The 15,668-nt window shown below is 59.8% G+C and carries 12 protein-coding genes and 1 pseudogene; 9 read left to right on the top strand and 4 right to left on the bottom strand.

Going from position 1 to position 15,668, the window contains the following annotated elements:
* Positions 1 to 80 precede the first annotated feature (80 nt).
* The gene (locus ITX55_RS20345) at positions 81 to 848 is read right to left on the bottom strand and encodes an N-acetylmuramoyl-L-alanine amidase (RefSeq protein WP_042785041.1); all 768 of its coding nucleotides are present in this window, start codon (positions 846 to 848) and stop codon (positions 81 to 83) included.
* 176 nt (positions 849 to 1,024) lie between these two features.
* On the opposite strand from ITX55_RS20345, the gene ITX55_RS20340 reads away from it, so the two are divergent.
* On the top strand, positions 1,025 to 1,771 hold the full coding sequence (locus ITX55_RS20340; protein ID WP_033643785.1) for a helix-turn-helix transcriptional regulator: 747 nt from the start codon (positions 1,025 to 1,027) through the stop codon (positions 1,769 to 1,771).
* Positions 1,772 to 1,807: 36 nt separating this feature from the next.
* Here ITX55_RS20340 and ITX55_RS20335 read toward each other — a convergent pair whose 3' ends face one another.
* A complete protein-coding gene (locus ITX55_RS20335; protein ID WP_033644325.1) occupies positions 1,808 to 2,917 on the bottom strand; it encodes an SDR family oxidoreductase in 1,110 nt (369 codons plus the stop codon).
* A gap of 258 nt (positions 2,918 to 3,175) precedes the next feature.
* Between ITX55_RS20335 and ITX55_RS20330 the strand changes: the two genes are divergently transcribed.
* The 3 genes from ITX55_RS20330 (at position 3,176) to sbcB (ending at position 5,143) form a co-directional block, all read left to right on the top strand.
* The gene (locus ITX55_RS20330; protein ID WP_046896373.1) at positions 3,176 to 3,382 is read left to right on the top strand and encodes a hypothetical protein; all 207 of its coding nucleotides are present in this window, start codon (positions 3,176 to 3,178) and stop codon (positions 3,380 to 3,382) included.
* Positions 3,383 to 3,436: 54 nt separating this feature from the next.
* Positions 3,437 to 3,625, top strand: a complete 189-nt coding sequence (locus ITX55_RS20325) for a DNA polymerase III subunit theta (protein WP_033643787.1) — start codon at positions 3,437 to 3,439, stop codon at positions 3,623 to 3,625.
* A 90-nt stretch (positions 3,626 to 3,715) separates the two neighbouring features.
* Positions 3,716 to 5,143, top strand: a complete 1,428-nt coding sequence (gene sbcB, locus ITX55_RS20320) for an exodeoxyribonuclease I (RefSeq protein ID WP_033643788.1) — start codon at positions 3,716 to 3,718, stop codon at positions 5,141 to 5,143.
* A 70-nt stretch (positions 5,144 to 5,213) separates the two neighbouring features.
* Here the strand turns inward: sbcB and ITX55_RS20315 are convergent, their stop codons facing one another.
* Positions 5,214 to 6,581, bottom strand: a complete 1,368-nt coding sequence (locus ITX55_RS20315) for an APC family permease (protein WP_025303526.1) — start codon at positions 6,579 to 6,581, stop codon at positions 5,214 to 5,216.
* Between the two features lie 535 nt (positions 6,582 to 7,116).
* Complete coding sequence (locus tag ITX55_RS20310) at positions 7,117 to 8,535, bottom strand: glutamine synthetase family protein (RefSeq protein WP_223085326.1); 1,419 nt, start codon at positions 8,533 to 8,535, stop codon at positions 7,117 to 7,119.
* 394 nt (positions 8,536 to 8,929) lie between these two features.
* Between ITX55_RS20310 and puuR the strand changes: the two genes are divergently transcribed.
* The 5 genes and pseudogenes from puuR to ITX55_RS20285 all read left to right on the top strand — a co-directional run bounded on the left by puuR (position 8,930) and on the right by ITX55_RS20285 (position 15,380).
* Positions 8,930 to 9,487 carry an HTH-type transcriptional regulator PuuR gene (gene puuR, locus ITX55_RS20305; RefSeq protein WP_016927000.1) on the top strand — a complete coding sequence of 186 codons (558 nt, stop codon included), beginning with the start codon at positions 8,930 to 8,932 and terminating at the stop codon, positions 9,485 to 9,487.
* Between the two features lie 154 nt (positions 9,488 to 9,641).
* The gene (locus ITX55_RS20300) at positions 9,642 to 11,153 is read left to right on the top strand and encodes a sugar ABC transporter ATP-binding protein (RefSeq protein ID WP_047025339.1); all 1,512 of its coding nucleotides are present in this window, start codon (positions 9,642 to 9,644) and stop codon (positions 11,151 to 11,153) included.
* Positions 11,150 to 12,145, top strand: coding sequence for an ABC transporter permease (locus ITX55_RS20295; protein ID WP_047574337.1), 996 nt, complete (start codon positions 11,150 to 11,152; stop codon positions 12,143 to 12,145). The genes ITX55_RS20300 and ITX55_RS20295 overlap by 4 nt, the downstream gene beginning before the upstream one ends.
* A gap of 244 nt (positions 12,146 to 12,389) precedes the next feature.
* Positions 12,390 to 14,377, top strand: a pseudogene (locus ITX55_RS20290) (ligand-gated channel protein).
* 55 nt (positions 14,378 to 14,432) lie between these two features.
* Positions 14,433 to 15,380, top strand: coding sequence for a siderophore ABC transporter substrate-binding protein (locus ITX55_RS20285; protein WP_094142130.1), 948 nt, complete (start codon positions 14,433 to 14,435; stop codon positions 15,378 to 15,380).
* Positions 15,381 to 15,668: the final 288 nt, after the last annotated feature.

Genomic DNA, 15,668 nt, shown 5'->3' with positions numbered 1-15,668 from the left:
AGACCAACCAGGCCGCTATTTTAGCGGAGGAAGCCCGGCGAGGAAAAGGCGAATGAGGCGTCCCCCATTCACCTTCAGGCTCAGGCGACGTACTTGTCGACCAGCGCGCGCAGAACGGCGGCGGTTTCAACATCCATCACGCCGTCATACTTCTGCTGACGGAAGTGCAGCTGGAACGCGCGCACCAGCTGGCGATAGCCTTCTGCGGTGTTCGCCGCCGAGGTGTCGTAGCCGTATTGGGCGAACAGTTTCAGCAGATCGGCCTGCGTCGGCAGGCCCTGGCTGCAGTATTCCTGCTGGCGCTGCTGCTTGGTCGCTTCGTCATACCAGGCGCCGACGCCGGCCTGATACAGCTGCTGCCACGGGAACTGCGGGCCCGGATCGCTCTTGCGGCCCGGCGCGATGTCGGAGTGCGCCACCACGTTCACCGGCGAGATGTCCGGATAACGCTGCAGGATGTTCTGCGCCAGCTGGGTGACGGCCTCGATCTGCTGCGGATTGAACGGCGGGAAGGTGATGTTTCCACCGTCGCCGCTCGCCAGGTTGACGATCTCGATGCCGATCGAGGTGTCGTTGATATTGCTGCGGGTGCCCCATTGGCTGCTGCCGGCATGCCAGGCGCGCTCATTCTCGTCCACCAGGTTGAAGATGCGCACGCCGCTGAAGCCGGCCGCCTGATAGGTCGCCTCGGTCGGATCCGGCACCAGATAGTGCGCGCTGACCGATTTTCCGGTCAACGACTTCACCGAGTCGGCGAAGTTTTGCGCCGTGTAGTGCAGCACCAGAAAGCGCACGCGGTGGCCGAAGCTGGCGACCGATCGGTAGCTATTGTAATCAATCTTGTACATCGTAAAGTCCCTCTCTCGTTTGATTTCACTGAGCGGCCCCTCATCATGACAGACCGCCCCGCACGGGTGAACCCTTGGCCCACCCTTTTTGTTTTAGCTAATTGCTAAATCATGCGCAAGTATTTTTTAGCAAAATCGTTATTTACCTTTTTGCTAAAGAGTGCGATCATTGCACGATGGAAACTAAAGAAATCAGGCGCAACAATCTGCGCGAATTGATGGCCCGCTACGCCCGGCAAGGCGTCAACCAGAATGAATTCGCCACGCTGGTTGAGTCTTCCGCGCCGACGCTGAGCCAAATCATCGGGGAGAAATCCTCCCGCAATCTTGGCGACAATCTGGCCAGGCGGATCGAGGCCAAGCTGAATTTGCCCAAGGGCTGGTTCGACGTGTTTCATGAAAAGCAGCTGGTGCGCCCGTTTGACAACGTGGCGGCGGAGTCGGACTTCCAACCCGCCCGCTTGAAACCGGTGGTATGGGAAGATACCGAACAAGACAAGGAAGAGTTTGTGGAGATCCCGCTGCTGGATATCGATTTTTCCGCCGGCGACGGCTGCTACGAAATCGTCGATCGCGAGGAGTTTTCGCTGATCTTTCGCCGTTACTATCTGCACAAGATGGGGGTGGCGGTCAACGCCGCGCGCATTATCCGCATCTCCGGCTCCAGCATGGAGCCGCGCCTGCAGGACGGCGACGTGGTCGGCATCAACACCGACGACACGCGCATCCGCGAGGGCAAGACCTACGCCATCCGCCACGGCAATTTGCTGCGGGTGAAAGTGCTTATCGAACAGCCGGACGGCGGCGTCATCATCCGCTCCCTCAACCGGGAAGAGTACCAGGACGAGCATCTCAGCTATCAGCAGCGCAAAGAGCAACTGGTGGTGCTCGGCCGCGTCTTCTGGTCATCTTCGTCCTGGTAACGGACCACAGCGTCGGGCGCCCAGGGCGCCCGGCGGTTATTTGAAGTCCACCACCATCTGCTGCTGAATGGACAGCCCGCGGGTCGACTGCACGCAGCCGGCGATGTAGTCGGTGAAGCGCGGCGGTTTCGGCATGCCCAGCTTGAGGATTTTCTCGTTGCTGAAACGCACGTTGAGCATGGCGAACGATCCGTACAGGCGCATCGCTTTGAGCATCAGCCGCTCGTTGCACGGGCCGAAAATGTCTTTCAGCTGACGGCGCATTTTCACCAGCGCGTCATACGTCACCTGCGCATACTCATCGCCCACCGGCGCCTTTTCCAGCGCCGCCGCCATGGCGCGGTCGATTTCGGCAAAGCTGACGCTGCTCTCCTCACCGGCGGAGATATGATAAACGTCGTTCTCGAGCGTTTCGCTGTTCATCAGCATCACCAACGCATCCGCACAGTAGTCCGCCGGGATCACATCGATATTGTCCTGCAGCGAACACATGAACTTGCGCAGCATCAGCGCCATGCCGAACACCCAGAAAATGCTGCTGGAAGGCTGGCAGCCCAGGCGAGTGTGGCCAACGACGATCGACGGACGGGCGATGGTCAGCGGCATGTGCGGGCAGCGCTGGCGCATCAGCTGTTCGATGGTGGATTTGGAACGCGTATATTCCACCAGGTGCTCGGCGTCTTCCTCAAACTCGCCGCTCTCCGACACCAGCGAACCCGGCTCCGGCGAACAGGACATGGCGGTACCGACGTGCAGGAAGCGTTTTAATCCCGGCACCTGCGCCATTCTTTCGGCAAAGGCCAGTGTGCCTTCTACGTTTACCTTCCAAATGAGCGGGTTATTACCGAAAGAAGCAACGGCCGCGCAGTTAATAACGTGCGTGACTTTGTTAATGCGTGCGTCAGTTAAAAAGTCGGCCGGCTCGGAAAGGTCGCCCAACAATATATTTTCTATCGTAATTTTAGACAGCAGATTCGCGTCGATATTAAATTTTTCCATATTCGCGCGAATACGGGCCAGCCCTTGCTGCGCATCGTCGGCACGCACCAGTAAAAGATAATTAATAGACTGATTTTCAATCAATAATTTTTCAAGAACCGCACCACCGAGAAAGCCGGTAGCGCCGGTCAACAGCAGCGTTTTCATAATTGTCACCCACATTGGCATTGAATGTGGAAGATTGTATCTGCGGATAATTAAACAATTATTAAATAGAATTACGGCGCCCTTAAACACTTTTCTTAATATTATCTTAAGGAATCTTTTGAAACATCCATCATGGGTTTAGTAACAAAAGAGTCGGGACAAGATTACGATTAATCCCTACTGTTTAAATACCATTGATGTAACCCCTGATTTAATTTAATGGTCAATGTTATTTCTCTTAGCGTCCGTGGAGGACTTATGACCTATAACCAAAAAATCTGGTTGGGGGTTTTGCTTCTATGCACCCTGTTTTGGGTGGCGGTGATCGGCGGCGCCTGTTCGCTGTATCAACGCGTGGATCGCTTCCAGGCACATCACGCAGAGAGCGAGTTCGCCGCCCGCCACAGCCAGGCGCCTTGCGCGCAACCCGGCGCTCAGGCGTCGACTGCCCCCCGGAATGGGTAGGGACAATATCCGCTAACGATCCTATTATGCCCTAAGGTTAACAGGGAGATAACGATGGCTCGAAAGCTGGATAGCTTACCGCAGGCGCAACGCGAGAAAATAGAAACCGATTTGCTGGCCATCAGCGTGATCTACAACGAACGCTACGGCATCGCCTCCACTCAGGCGGAAACAGAACAACAGGTTCCCGACCACCTGCTCCCCTACTTTCATCAACGGCTGAATTATTATCGCCGTGCGTAATTGCGCGCATTTCGCTAACCGCCGCTTGGCATCGCTCCCCACGCCGTTACAATAGAGGCATATTGTATCCGCCACTGAAGAGACGCGATTTTGAGCAGCAAGGCAACGGCCACATTTTATATTCACGATTACGAGACTTTCGGCAAGAGCCCGTCGCTGGACCGCCCGGCGCAGTTCGCCGGCGTGCGCACCGATATGGATTTCAACATTATCGAAGAGCCGCTGGTCATCTACTGCGCCCCGGCCGACGATTACCTGCCGGAGCCGGAGGCGGTGATGATCACCGGCATCACGCCGCAGGTGGCGCGCGCCAAAGGCGTTAACGAAGCCGAATTCACCCGCCAAATCCATCAGGCCTTCAGCGTGGCCGGCACCTGCATTCTCGGTTACAACAACATCCGCTTCGATGACGAAGTGAGCCGCAATATCTTCTATCGCAACTTCTACGATCCCTACGCCTACAGCTGGCAAAACGGCAACTCGCGCTGGGATCTGCTGGATGTGATGCGCGCCTGCTACGCTCTGCGCCCGGACGGCATCGTTTGGCCGGAAAACGAAGACGGTTTCCCCAGCTTCCGCCTGGAACACCTGACGCGTGCCAACGGCGTCGAGCACACGCAGGCTCACGATGCGATGTCGGACGTTTACGCCACCATCGCCATGGCCAAGCTGGTCAAGCAGGCGCAGCCGCGGCTGTTCGATTTCCTGTTGCAGCACCGCAATAAACACAAGCTGAACGCCCTGATCGACGTCGCCGACATGACGCCGCTGGTGCACGTCTCCGGCATGTTCGGCGCGGCGCGCGGCAATACCAGCTGGGTATCGCCGCTGGCCTGGCACCCGGACAACAAGAACGCGGTGATCATGTGCGATCTGGCCGGCGACATGACGCCGCTGTTGACGCTGAGCGCCGAGCAGCTGCGTGAGCGGCTGTACACCCGCCGCGACGATCTGGCGCCGGATCAGGCGCCGGTGCCGATCAAGCTGGTGCACATCAACAAATGCCCGGTGCTGGCGCCGGCCAAAACCCTGCTGCCGGAGAACGCCGAGCGGCTGGGCATCGATCGTCAGGCGTGCCTGCAAAATCTGCAGCTGCTGAAACAGCATCCGGAAGTGCGCGAGAAAGTGGTCGCGCTGTTCGCCGAAGCCGAGCCGTTCAAAGGTTCCGAGGACGTCGACGCCCGCTTGTACGACGGTTTCTTCAGCGACGCCGACAAGGCGGCGATGAGGATTATCCAGCAGACCAAGCCGCAGAACCTGCCGGCGCTGGATCTGGCCTTCAGCGACGGCCGCATGAAAGAGCTGCTGTTCCGCTTCCGCGCGCGCAACTACCCGAATACGCTGGACGACGCCGAGCAGCGCCGCTGGCTGCAACATCGTCAGGAAGCCTTGAGCGCGGAGCGCGTGCAGAGCTATCTGCTGCAGCTCGAATCGCTGTATAACCTGCACGAAGGCGACAAAGAGAAAACCGCCCTGCTGAAAGCGCTGTTCGATTACGGCAAAGAGTTGGTGGGATAAAATCCGCCGCAGCAGAAAAGGAAAAGGCCGCGAAAGCGGCCTTTTTTGTGGCTGAGGAGACGGCTCGCGCTTAGGCGGCGTCTTCGCTCGCTTGCGGCACCGGCAGACGGAAGCTGCGGGTGACGAAGGCCAGGTAGATCAGGCCGATGGCCGCCCAAACCAGGCCCAGCGTCATCGAGCTGGCTTCCAGGTTGATCCACAGCGCGCCGACGGTCAGTGCGCCCATCACCGGCAGGATCAGGTAGTTGAACGTGTCCTTCACGGTGCGGTTCATCTTGTCGCGAATATAGAACTGCGAGATCACCGACAGGTTAACGAAGGTGAAGGCCACCAGCGCACCGAAGTTGATCAGCGCGGTCGCGGTCACCAGGTCAAACGACACTGCGGACAGCGCGATGGCGCCTACCAGCAGCACGTTCAGCGCCGGGGTACGCCACTTCGGATGCACATAGCCGAAGAAGCGAGTCGGGAACACGCCGTCGCGGCCCATCACGTACATCAGACGCGAAACGCCCGCGTGCGCCGCCATGCCCGACGCCAATACCGTCACGCAGGAGAACACCAGGATCACCGACTGGAAGAACTTGCCCGCCACGTACAGCATGATTTCAGGCTGCGACGCGTCCGGATCCTTGAAGCGCGAAATGTCCGGGAAGTACAGCTGCACGAAGTAAGACACCACGATAAAGATGATGCCGCCGATCAGCGCCGTCAGGAAGATGGCTTTCGGGATCACTTTTTCCGCGTCTTTGGTCTCTTCGGACAGCGAGCTGATGCCGTCGAAGCCCAGGAACGAGAAGCACAGGATGGTCGCGCCGGTAATCATCGGCACCACGTGAGCGTTATCGGACCAGAACGGGCGGCTGCTGACCAGCGTACCGGCGCCTTCGCCGTGGTAAATGCCGTTGATCACCAGGCCGAGGAACACGATCATGATCGCCACCTGCACCACCACGATGATGGAGTTCAGGTTAGCCACCAGCTTGATGCCACGCAGGTTGAAAATCGTCATCAAGCCGACCAGCACCGCCACGAAGATCCAGGACGGTACGCCCGGGAAGATCGCTTCCAGGTAAATCTTGGCCAGCAAAATGTTGATCATCGGCATGAACAGGTAGTCCAGCAGCGATGACCAGCCCACCATAAAGCCGACGTGCGGGCTGATGGCTTTCTGGGCGTAGGTGTAGGCGGAACCGGCGGAAGGGAACTTCTTCACCAGCTTGCCGTAGCTCAGGGCGGTAAACAGGATCGCCAGCAGAGCGAAGGCGTACGCGGTCGCGACGTGACCATCGGTCAGGCCGGATACGATGCCGAAGGTATCGAAAATGGTCATTGGCTGCAGGTAAGCCAAGCCCATCATCACTACCGGAACTAAAGTCAGGGTTTTACGCAGCTGAGTGCGCTGAGCCGGAGCGGCGTTGATGGTGTTATCGGACATTGTTCAGCCCCCCCTTACCTTGAGCCTTGCGGATGGCGGACACGCCAAGACTTAAGGTTGCGGGGAAACTTCGCAACGAGCGACTTAATTCTAAAAGAAGGGGGTTGTAAGCTGGATAACGGGTCGAGGTAACCTCGGCTGCTCCATAGTCGCTGCGGCCACAGCGGAAACCGGCGGGCACCGGCGCTAAAGTGAAAAATTGCCCCATCTTTCTAATCCTCATGAGTCACGACCATAAAGTTTTGTTTGATCGTGCACGAAACTATTTATCTATCCGGATCGGTGTCCGGCCTCGCTTGGTGTATGAAACGCTACGTTGGTAAAACATAATGCAAAAAAAATAACCGACGCTTTCAAAACGTCGGCTATCTGCATTTGAGATATTTTGCACCAGAATGCCTCCGAATGACAAGATCCGGAAACCCTCAAATACAAATTCTTTTTGTCGATCGCACGGAAAACCAGCCCAGCAGTCGAATTAATCCGCTGCCGGCAGGCCAGTCGCCCGCACATACCTCTTACTTTATACGCCTATTCAGGCATTTTTCAACATCCAGTCGATCTCGGTTTCCGTCACTCGCCGTTCAAACTGCAGCAGTTCGTCGGTCTTGCAGGCGTGATAAACGCGGGTGAAGCGCTCGCCGAGATAGTGCGTCAGCGCGTGCTGATGTTCAAACTCGTACAGCGCGTCGCTCTGGCGGATCGGCAGCGGCAGCCCCTCTTGCTCCAGCCCGTTGCCGGTCACCGGCTCAGGCAGCGGCAGTAGGTTGTCCAGCCCGTACAGCATGCCGGCCAGGATCGCCGCCATCACCAGATAGGGATTGGCGTCGGCGCCGGCCACGCGGTACTCCACCCGGTGGTTCTCCGGTTCGCCGCAGGGAATGCGCAGCGCCACGGTGCGGTTGTTGTGGCCCCAGGCGGCCTGGATCGGCACATACATCCCCGGCTGGAAGCGCCGGTAGGCGTTGACGTTCGGCGCCAGCAGCGCCATCGACGCCGGCATCAGGGTGATCATCCCGGCCAATGCCTGTTTCAATAGCGGCGAATCCTCGCCTTCGGCGTCGGCGAACAGGTTGTTGCCCGCCCCGTCCTGCATGCTGACATGCACGTGCATGCCGCTGCCGGCGTAATCTTCATAGGGTTTGGCCATAAAGGTGGCGTGCATGTCGTGGTTCTCGGCCACCAGCCGCACCAGCCGCTTCAGCGCCAGCGCGTGGTCGCAGGCCAGCAGGATGTCGTCGGTATGACGCAGGTTGACCTCGAACTGCCCCGGCGACGCCTCCGCCACCGCGCCGTCCGCCGGCAGCCCCTGCAGCTTCGCCAGCGCGTCGATATCGTTCAGCACCTCGGCGAAATGGTTCAGATTATCGACGGAATACACCTGGCTTTGGGTGTTGCGCTCCTGAGTGCCGGGCGCACACGGCGGCTGCAGATCGCCTTCCGCATCGCGCAGCCTATCGATGAGATAAAACTCCAGCTCTACCGCTGCCACCGGGAACAAGCCGCGCTGTCGCAGCGCCTGCCACACGCGGTTCAGCACATTGCGGGGTTCAACGTCAAAGGGAGTGCCATCTTCATCCAGCATGGTGAGCAGCACCTGGCCGATGTGCTGCGGATCGGCCGCCGACGGCGTCAGCGAACCGGGCACCGGCAGGCATACGCGATCCGGTTCGCCGAGTTCCTGCCCAAGGCCCGCCTCCTCCACCACGTTGCCGAGGATGTCCATAGCGAACACCGACGCGGGGAAGTAGCTGCCTTTTTCCAGTTTTTTCAACCCTGAGACGGGTATGCGTTTGCCGCGGAAGGAACCATTGAGATCGGTGAGAAGGATATCGATATACTGCGTGGCGGGATGGCGTTCCAAATAATGAGCGACCTCATTTTGGAACGCGCTACTTCGCCTCTCTTCATGATGCTGTGCAAAATGTTCAACTGCTGCGCTATTGGTTTGCATACGTCACCCGCCATTATGCTCTTAAGGCGCGTTGGCGCCCGTCCGCCGTTCGATTCAACACATGATTGGATTTCTCGCCAGGTCGCGCCGCCGCCGGGCGCTCAAAATAACATCCACAACATGAAACATAGTCTTAACAGAATGGGTTTGCAAATGTTACAATCCTGTTTGATTATTCGCCACCGGCTGCTAAATTGATAAAATATTGACCGAAAAGGCCTTGATGCCATTTTACGTCAACTATTTTGTCCGCCGCGCTGACGGTGAGCATGGGCAATATATTTTCCAAACCTACCCTAACTACCGATATCATGCAGCATCGTTATCGACCAGGCAGGCGCCCGATACCGATCGTCATTTCAGCCTGTCGCCCTTACCAGAAGGAAGTACCGCTATGAGCGAAGCCAGCTTGGCACCGGGCAAACGCCTGTCGCAGATCCGCCAGCAATTGGGTTTGTCGCAGCGCCGGGTCGCCGAACTGTCCGGGTTAACCCACAGTGCGATCAGCACCATCGAACAGGACAAAGTCAGCCCGGCCATCAGCACGCTGCAAAAGTTGCTTAAGGTGTATGGCCTGTCGCTGTCGGAATTCTTTGCCGAACCGGAGGCCGTCGACGAACCGCGCGTGGTGATCGACGCCGAGGACCTGATTGAGATCGGCAGCCAGGGGGTGTCGATGAAGCTGGTGCACAACGGCAGCCCGACGCGCAACCTGGCGATGATGCTGGAAACCTACCAGCCCGGCACCACCACCGGCGAAAAGATCAAGCATCAGGGCGAAGAGATAGGCACCCTGCTGGAGGGCGAGATCGTGCTGACCATCAACGGCCAGAGTTACTGCCTGACCGCCGGTCAGAGCTACGCCATCAACACCGGCATTCCGCACAGCTTCAGCAATACGTCGGCGCGCATCTGCCGCATCGTCAGCGCACACACCCCCACCACCTTCTGACCGTTTATCGCTCCGGCGCAGCCTGACGCGGGTTGCGCCCCTGTCCGCCCACGCTTTCATCGCCGTTATGCCATTTTGTTGGTTGCCAACGGCGCAATCTGTGTTACAACAGAGCAAAACAGCCATCTAAACATCTAAACGGCCTCACTACGCAATGTCAACCGCAACGCCTTCGCGCCTCGAGATGCGCAATATCTCGATCGCCTTCGCCGGCTTCAACGCGCTGCAGGACGTGGACTTCACGCTGCACGGCGGCTCAATCCACGCGCTGGTCGGCGCCAACGGCGCGGGCAAGTCGACGCTAATGGCGATCCTCTCCGGCGCCCACGATCACTACCGCGGCGAGATCCTGATCGACGGCCGGGCGGTGGAAATTCATTCCCCGCTGCAGGCGCGCCGCCACGGCATCCACGTGGTGCAGCAAGAAGTCGATGTCGCGCTGATCCCCACGCTGTCGGTGGCGGAAAACATCATGCTGGACTGGCTGAACGAACCGGGCCACTGGCTGAACTGGGCGGAACTGCACCGCCGCGCCGCACAGCTGCTGCAGCAATGGGCGCTGCCGCTCAATCCGCGCAGACGTCTGGCGGACTGCACGCTGGCGGAAAAACAGCAGGTGCTGCTGGCGCGCGCGCTGTCGCACCGCTGCCGTTTTCTGGTGCTCGATGAACCGACCGCGCCGCTCGATCGCGCCGAGAGCGAGCGCCTGTTCAACGTGGTGCGCCGCCTGCAATCCGAAGGCATCGGCATCGTATTCATTTCTCACCGCATCCACGAACTGAGCGACATTTGCGATCGGCTGACGGTGCTGCGCGACGGCCGCCGCGTCAGCGAAGACGCCATGCGCGGCCTCGGCGGCGAACAGATCGTAGAGAAAATGCTCGGCCACCGGCTGGACGACATTTTCCCGCCGCCGCGCCCGCCGCACGCGGAGCGTACGCTGCTGCAGGTGGAGGGCTTGCGCGATCGCCATAAGCTGCGCGACGTTTCGCTGCGGCTGCATGAAGGCGAGATCCTCGGCATCGCCGGTCTGGCCGGGGCCGGGAAAAGCGAGCTGTGCAAGGCATTGTTCGGCGCCGGCGCCGCGCAGCTGGAACGCGGCGAACTGCGCGGGCAGCCCTGGGCGCCGCGTGCGCCGCATCTGTCGGTCGAACAGGGGCTGGCGCTGGTGCCGGAAGAACGCCGCAAAGAAGGCATTTTTATCGATGAGGCGATCCCGATGAACCTGAGCGTCAGCGCCGATGACAGCTTCTCGCGCTGGAGCCTGTTCAGCCGGCGGCAAGAGCTGCGCTGGGCGCGCGAGATCATGCAGCGTCTGAACATTCGCGCCTCCGGCCCGCAACAGCGGCTGGCGCGCCTGTCCGGCGGCAATCAGCAAAAAGTGGCGATCGGCAAGTGGCTGCGCGGCGACGCCGACGTGCTGATCTTCGATGAGCCGACCAAGGGCGTGGACATCAAGGCCAAACAGGAACTGTTCAGCCTGATCGACGGCCTGGCCCGCGCCGGCAAAGGCGTGATTTACGCCTCCGGCGAGTTCGCCGAGCTGGTTGGCCTGTGCGATCGCATCTGCGTGCTGTGGGATGGCCGCATCGTGGCGGAGCTGAACGCCGCCGATACCGACGAAGAAACCTTATTGCTCTATTCCACCGGAGGAACCCCTGCGTGAGTAAAGAATTTGCCTTGCGGCCTGCGCTGCCCTGGCGCCAACAGCTGTTTGATTTCCTCTACAAGTGGGGCATGCTGCTGACCGTCGCGGCGCTGGTCGCCCTGTTTGGCCTGGCGTCGGACAACTTTCTCGATGCCAACAACATCATCAATATCCTGCGCTCGATCGCCATCGTGACAGTGATCGCCATCGGCGTCTCTATCTCGCTGTCGGTCGGCGGTTTCGATCTGTCGGTCGGCTCGACCGCCTCGCTGGCCAACGCGCTGGTGATTTCCCTGTTCGTCTGGCACGGGTTCGGCACCACCGGCGCCATCGTGGTGACGCTGTTGCTGTGCACGCTGGTCGGCCTGTTCAACGCCCTGCTAATCGTGGTGCTCAAAATCCCCGATATGCTGGCGACGCTGGCCAGCCTGTTCGTGATCCAGGGCGTGGCGATGACCTACAGCTACGGCGGCTCCATCACCCAAAACATGGTGCTGCCGAATGGCGACATGGCCGAAGGCCTGATCCCGGAAGTGTTTTCCGCCCTCGGCCAGGTGCCGGTGATCGTGCTGATCATGCTGGCGGTCACCGTGGCGGTACAGCTGTTCCTGTCGTTGACCAAGCACGGCCGCCGCATGTACGCCATCGGCGGCAACCCCGAGGCGGCACGCCTGTCGGGCATTCGCACCGTGCGTTACAGGGTTGCCGCTTACGTCATTTCTTCTTGGCTGGCGGCGCTTGGCGGCATCCTGCTGGCGTCACGTATCGGCTCTTCGCAGGTCAACGCCGGCGGTGGCTATCTGATGGATGCGGTGGCGGCGGCCTACATCGGCTTCTCGCTGGCCGGCTCCGGCAAACCCAATGCGCTCGGCACCCTGATCGGTGCGGTGATCCTCGGCGTGCTGCAAAACGGCCTGGTGATGCTGTCGGTGCCCTACTACGCCATGGACATTATCAAAGGCCTGGTGCTGGCGCTGGCGCTGGCCATCACTTACATCCAGAAACGCTGATCCTCCCCGGCGCACATCCGCTGCGCCGGTTTTCCCTTTAATTCATCCGGTTACTCTTTCCCGCCAGAATAACAATCATACAAATGATATGAATTATCATTAGCGTTTACATTAAGTAAAAAATCCTTACAATACCCTCACGCAACGCTGACGAAGCACCGGATTTCTCAGCGAACGATGAATAATTTCATTAGAAATTCAATTGGTTAATTACTTTCACTTCAATCCAGGAAAGGTTTACCTCATGGAAACGCCACGTTACAGCAAGCTCGCCGCCATGGTCATCGCCTCGCTCAGCGCCACCGCCGCGCTGGCCGCGCCGCAGACTGACGCCCAGGACACCATGGTCGTCACCGCCTCCGGCTTTCAGCAAAAAATTCAGGACTCCGCCGCTTCCATCTCAGTGATCCCGCGCCAGCAAATTGAAGATAAAGCCTATCGCGATGTGACCGATGCGCTGAAAGACGTGCCGGGCGTGGTCGTCACCGGCGGCGCCAGCAGCAGCGACATCAGCATCCGCGGCATGTCCTCCAAGTACACGCTGATTCTGGTGGACGGCAAGCGCGTCGATACCCGCGGCACCCGGCCGAACAGCGATAACGCCGGCATCGAACAGGGCTGGCTGCCGCCGATGGAAGCCATCGAACGTATCGAAGTGGTGCGCGGGCCGATGTCTTCGCTGTACGGTTCCGACGCCATGGGCGGTGTGATCAACGTCATCACCCGCAAGACCTCTCGCACCGAGTGGAAAGGCTCGCTGCACGGCGACGCCACCCTTCAGGAAAACCGCGATTCCGGCGATCTGTTCCAGACCAACGCCTACGCGTCCGGTCCGCTGATTGAAGGCCTGCTCGGCGTGCGGGTCAACGGCCTGCTGTCGCGCGCGCGGAAGATAAAATCGTCAACGGTTACAACGAACAGCGCATGCGCAGCGGCACCGCGGTGTTCACCCTGACCCCGGACGAGAAAAACGAATTCGACTTTGAAATCGGCCGCTCGCTGCAGGATCGCAACAGCACGCCGGGCAAATCGGTGGCGGCGGAGCGCTGCAGCAGAGGCAAGTGCAAACCGTCCTCACGCAGCGAAGATCTCTACACCCGCACCAACTACTCGCTGACCCACAACGGTTATTACGACTTCGGCAACTCCACCAGCTACGTTCAGCGCGAAGAGACCAACAACCCGGGCCGCAAGATGAAGATGTACAACACCATCTTCAACACCCAGAACCAGTTCGAGCTGGGTGCCCACATGCTGAACCTCGGCGGCCAATACCGCTATGAGAAACTGGGCGACAGCGGCAACCAGCTGAGCTCGGCGCAAGACGTCAACCAGCTGACGCGCTGGAGCTGGGCGTTGTTCGCCGAGGACGAATGGGCGCTGACCAACGACTTCAGTCTGACCAGCGGCATCCGTATGGATCGCGATCAGAACTTCGGCAGCCACTGGTCGCCGCGCATGTACGGCGTGTGGCACCTGACCGAACAGTGGACAATGAAAGGCGGCGTCTCCGCCGGCTACCGTTCGCCGGATCTGCGCCAATCCTCCGCCAGCTGGGGCCAGGCGACGGGCGGCGGCGTGCGTAAAGGCATCATCGTCGGCAACCCGGATCTGCAGCCGGAGAAGAGCCTGAGCGAAGAGATCGGCCTGATGTGGGACAGCCTGGAAGGCGTCAACGCCGGGGTGACGGTCTTCAACACCGACTTCAAGAACAAGATCACCGAAGTGCGCCGCTGCGAAGACACGCCGGACTGTAAGATCGGCAATGACGTCTACGACTTTATCAGCGATCGCGTCAACGTCGACAAAGCCAATATGCGCGGCGTAGAGGCCACCTTCGGCTGGCAGATCAATAAAGACTGGAAGTGGAACGCCAACTACACCTACACCGCTTCCGAGCAGAAGAGCGGCGAGTTCCAGGGCAAGGCGCTGAACCAGATGCCTAAGCACATGATCAACACCGTGCTGGACTGGCAGGCCACGCAAGACCTTAGCCTGTGGTCGCGCGTTAACTTCCGCAGCCGCACCTCAGACTACCTGAGCCGCACGTCGATGGAGACCAGCACCCCGTCCTACACCTTCGTCGATGCGGGCCTGAGCTACCAGGCGGCGAAAAACCTGCAGCTGACCGGCGGGGTCTACAACATTCTCGACAAGACCGTGGATTACGATCACTACCGCACCACGCTGGACGGCCGCCGTTACACCGTCGGCATGACCTACAACTTCTGATGCCCCCGGGCGCGCGCTGCGCGCCCTTTTCATTCCATCACCGAGAGGAAGCCCCATGAGATTACGCCGCTCCCCCCTGATGATCGCCCTGCTGGCCGCGATGGCGCTGGCGGGTTGCCACAGCAAAACCGACGCGCCGGCGGCCTCGGCCACCGTCAACGTCCAGCACCTGAACGGCAGCACCGAGGTGAAGAAGCACCCGCAGCGCATCGTGGTGCTGGATTACGCTTCGCTGGAAACGCTGCAGCTGCTGGGCGTCGAGCCGCTGGCGCTGCCCGGCAACCGTAAGAACTTGCCGGATAGCCTGAAGCGCTATCAGGATGACAAATACCTCAATGCCGGCACCCTGTTCGAGCCGGATATGGCCGTGCTGCGCGCCGCCAAACCGGATCTGATCCTGATCGCCGGCCGGGCGTCCAAAGCCTATGACGAGCTGAACGCGCTGGCGCCGACGTTGAACATGTCCGTCGATCAGCAGGATCAGTTGGGCAGCCTGAAACAGCGCACCCGCCAGCTGGGCGAGCTGTTCGATAAACCGCAACAGGCGCAGGCGGCGATCGATAAGCTGGATGCGCAGATCGCGGCGGTCAAACCGCAGGCCGCCCAGGCCGGACGCGGGCTGGTGGTGCTGTTCTCCGGCGGCAAGATCAGCGCTTACGCCCCCAAGAGCCGTTTCAGCTTCGTCTATGACGCCCTCGGCTTCTCGTCCGCGCTGCAGTCCGATGAAAAAGACGTGCGCGGCAATAAGCTGACGCCTGAGCAGGTCGCCAAACTGAACCCGGACTGGCTGTTCGTCATCGACAGAGATGCCGCGACCGGTCGGCCGAACGCGGTGGCGCCGCAGAAAATCCTCACCGGCACCGCGCTGAAGAAAACCACGGCGGTGAAAAAAGGCCAGGTGGTTTACCTGCCGGCGGCCGAGGTCTATCTGTCCGGCGGCATCGTCACCGCCCAGCACGTCGTCGAACGCGTGAGCGAAGCACTGAACCGCGCTGCGCGATAAAAAAAGCCCGGCGATGCCGTAATGCGTGTCAGTTAGCGTTTTTTTGAAGTACTCGTGACGCTTTCGGTCGATAAATGAGAGGTGCATCATGAGACTCCCGCACCTCGACCGAGCCAGGGGCCGAAGGCGCGGCCCCTGGCAACCCGCGCCTTTGCCCTATCAGACGGTTGGCTTTGCCAACTTCCCTCCCTCCGCCATACCGCATTGAGGCCGGTTGCGACAGGCGTCCCTGCCTGTCTCACCTGAAACCGCCGTCCATGGCGGTTTCTCCTAATGCGCTATGCCTGC

Source organism: Serratia sp. EWG9, from assembly GCF_019913725.1.
Lineage (GTDB): Bacteria > Pseudomonadota > Gammaproteobacteria > Enterobacterales > Enterobacteriaceae > Serratia > Serratia ureilytica.
This window is presented reverse-complemented; position numbering and strand designations above follow the sequence as displayed.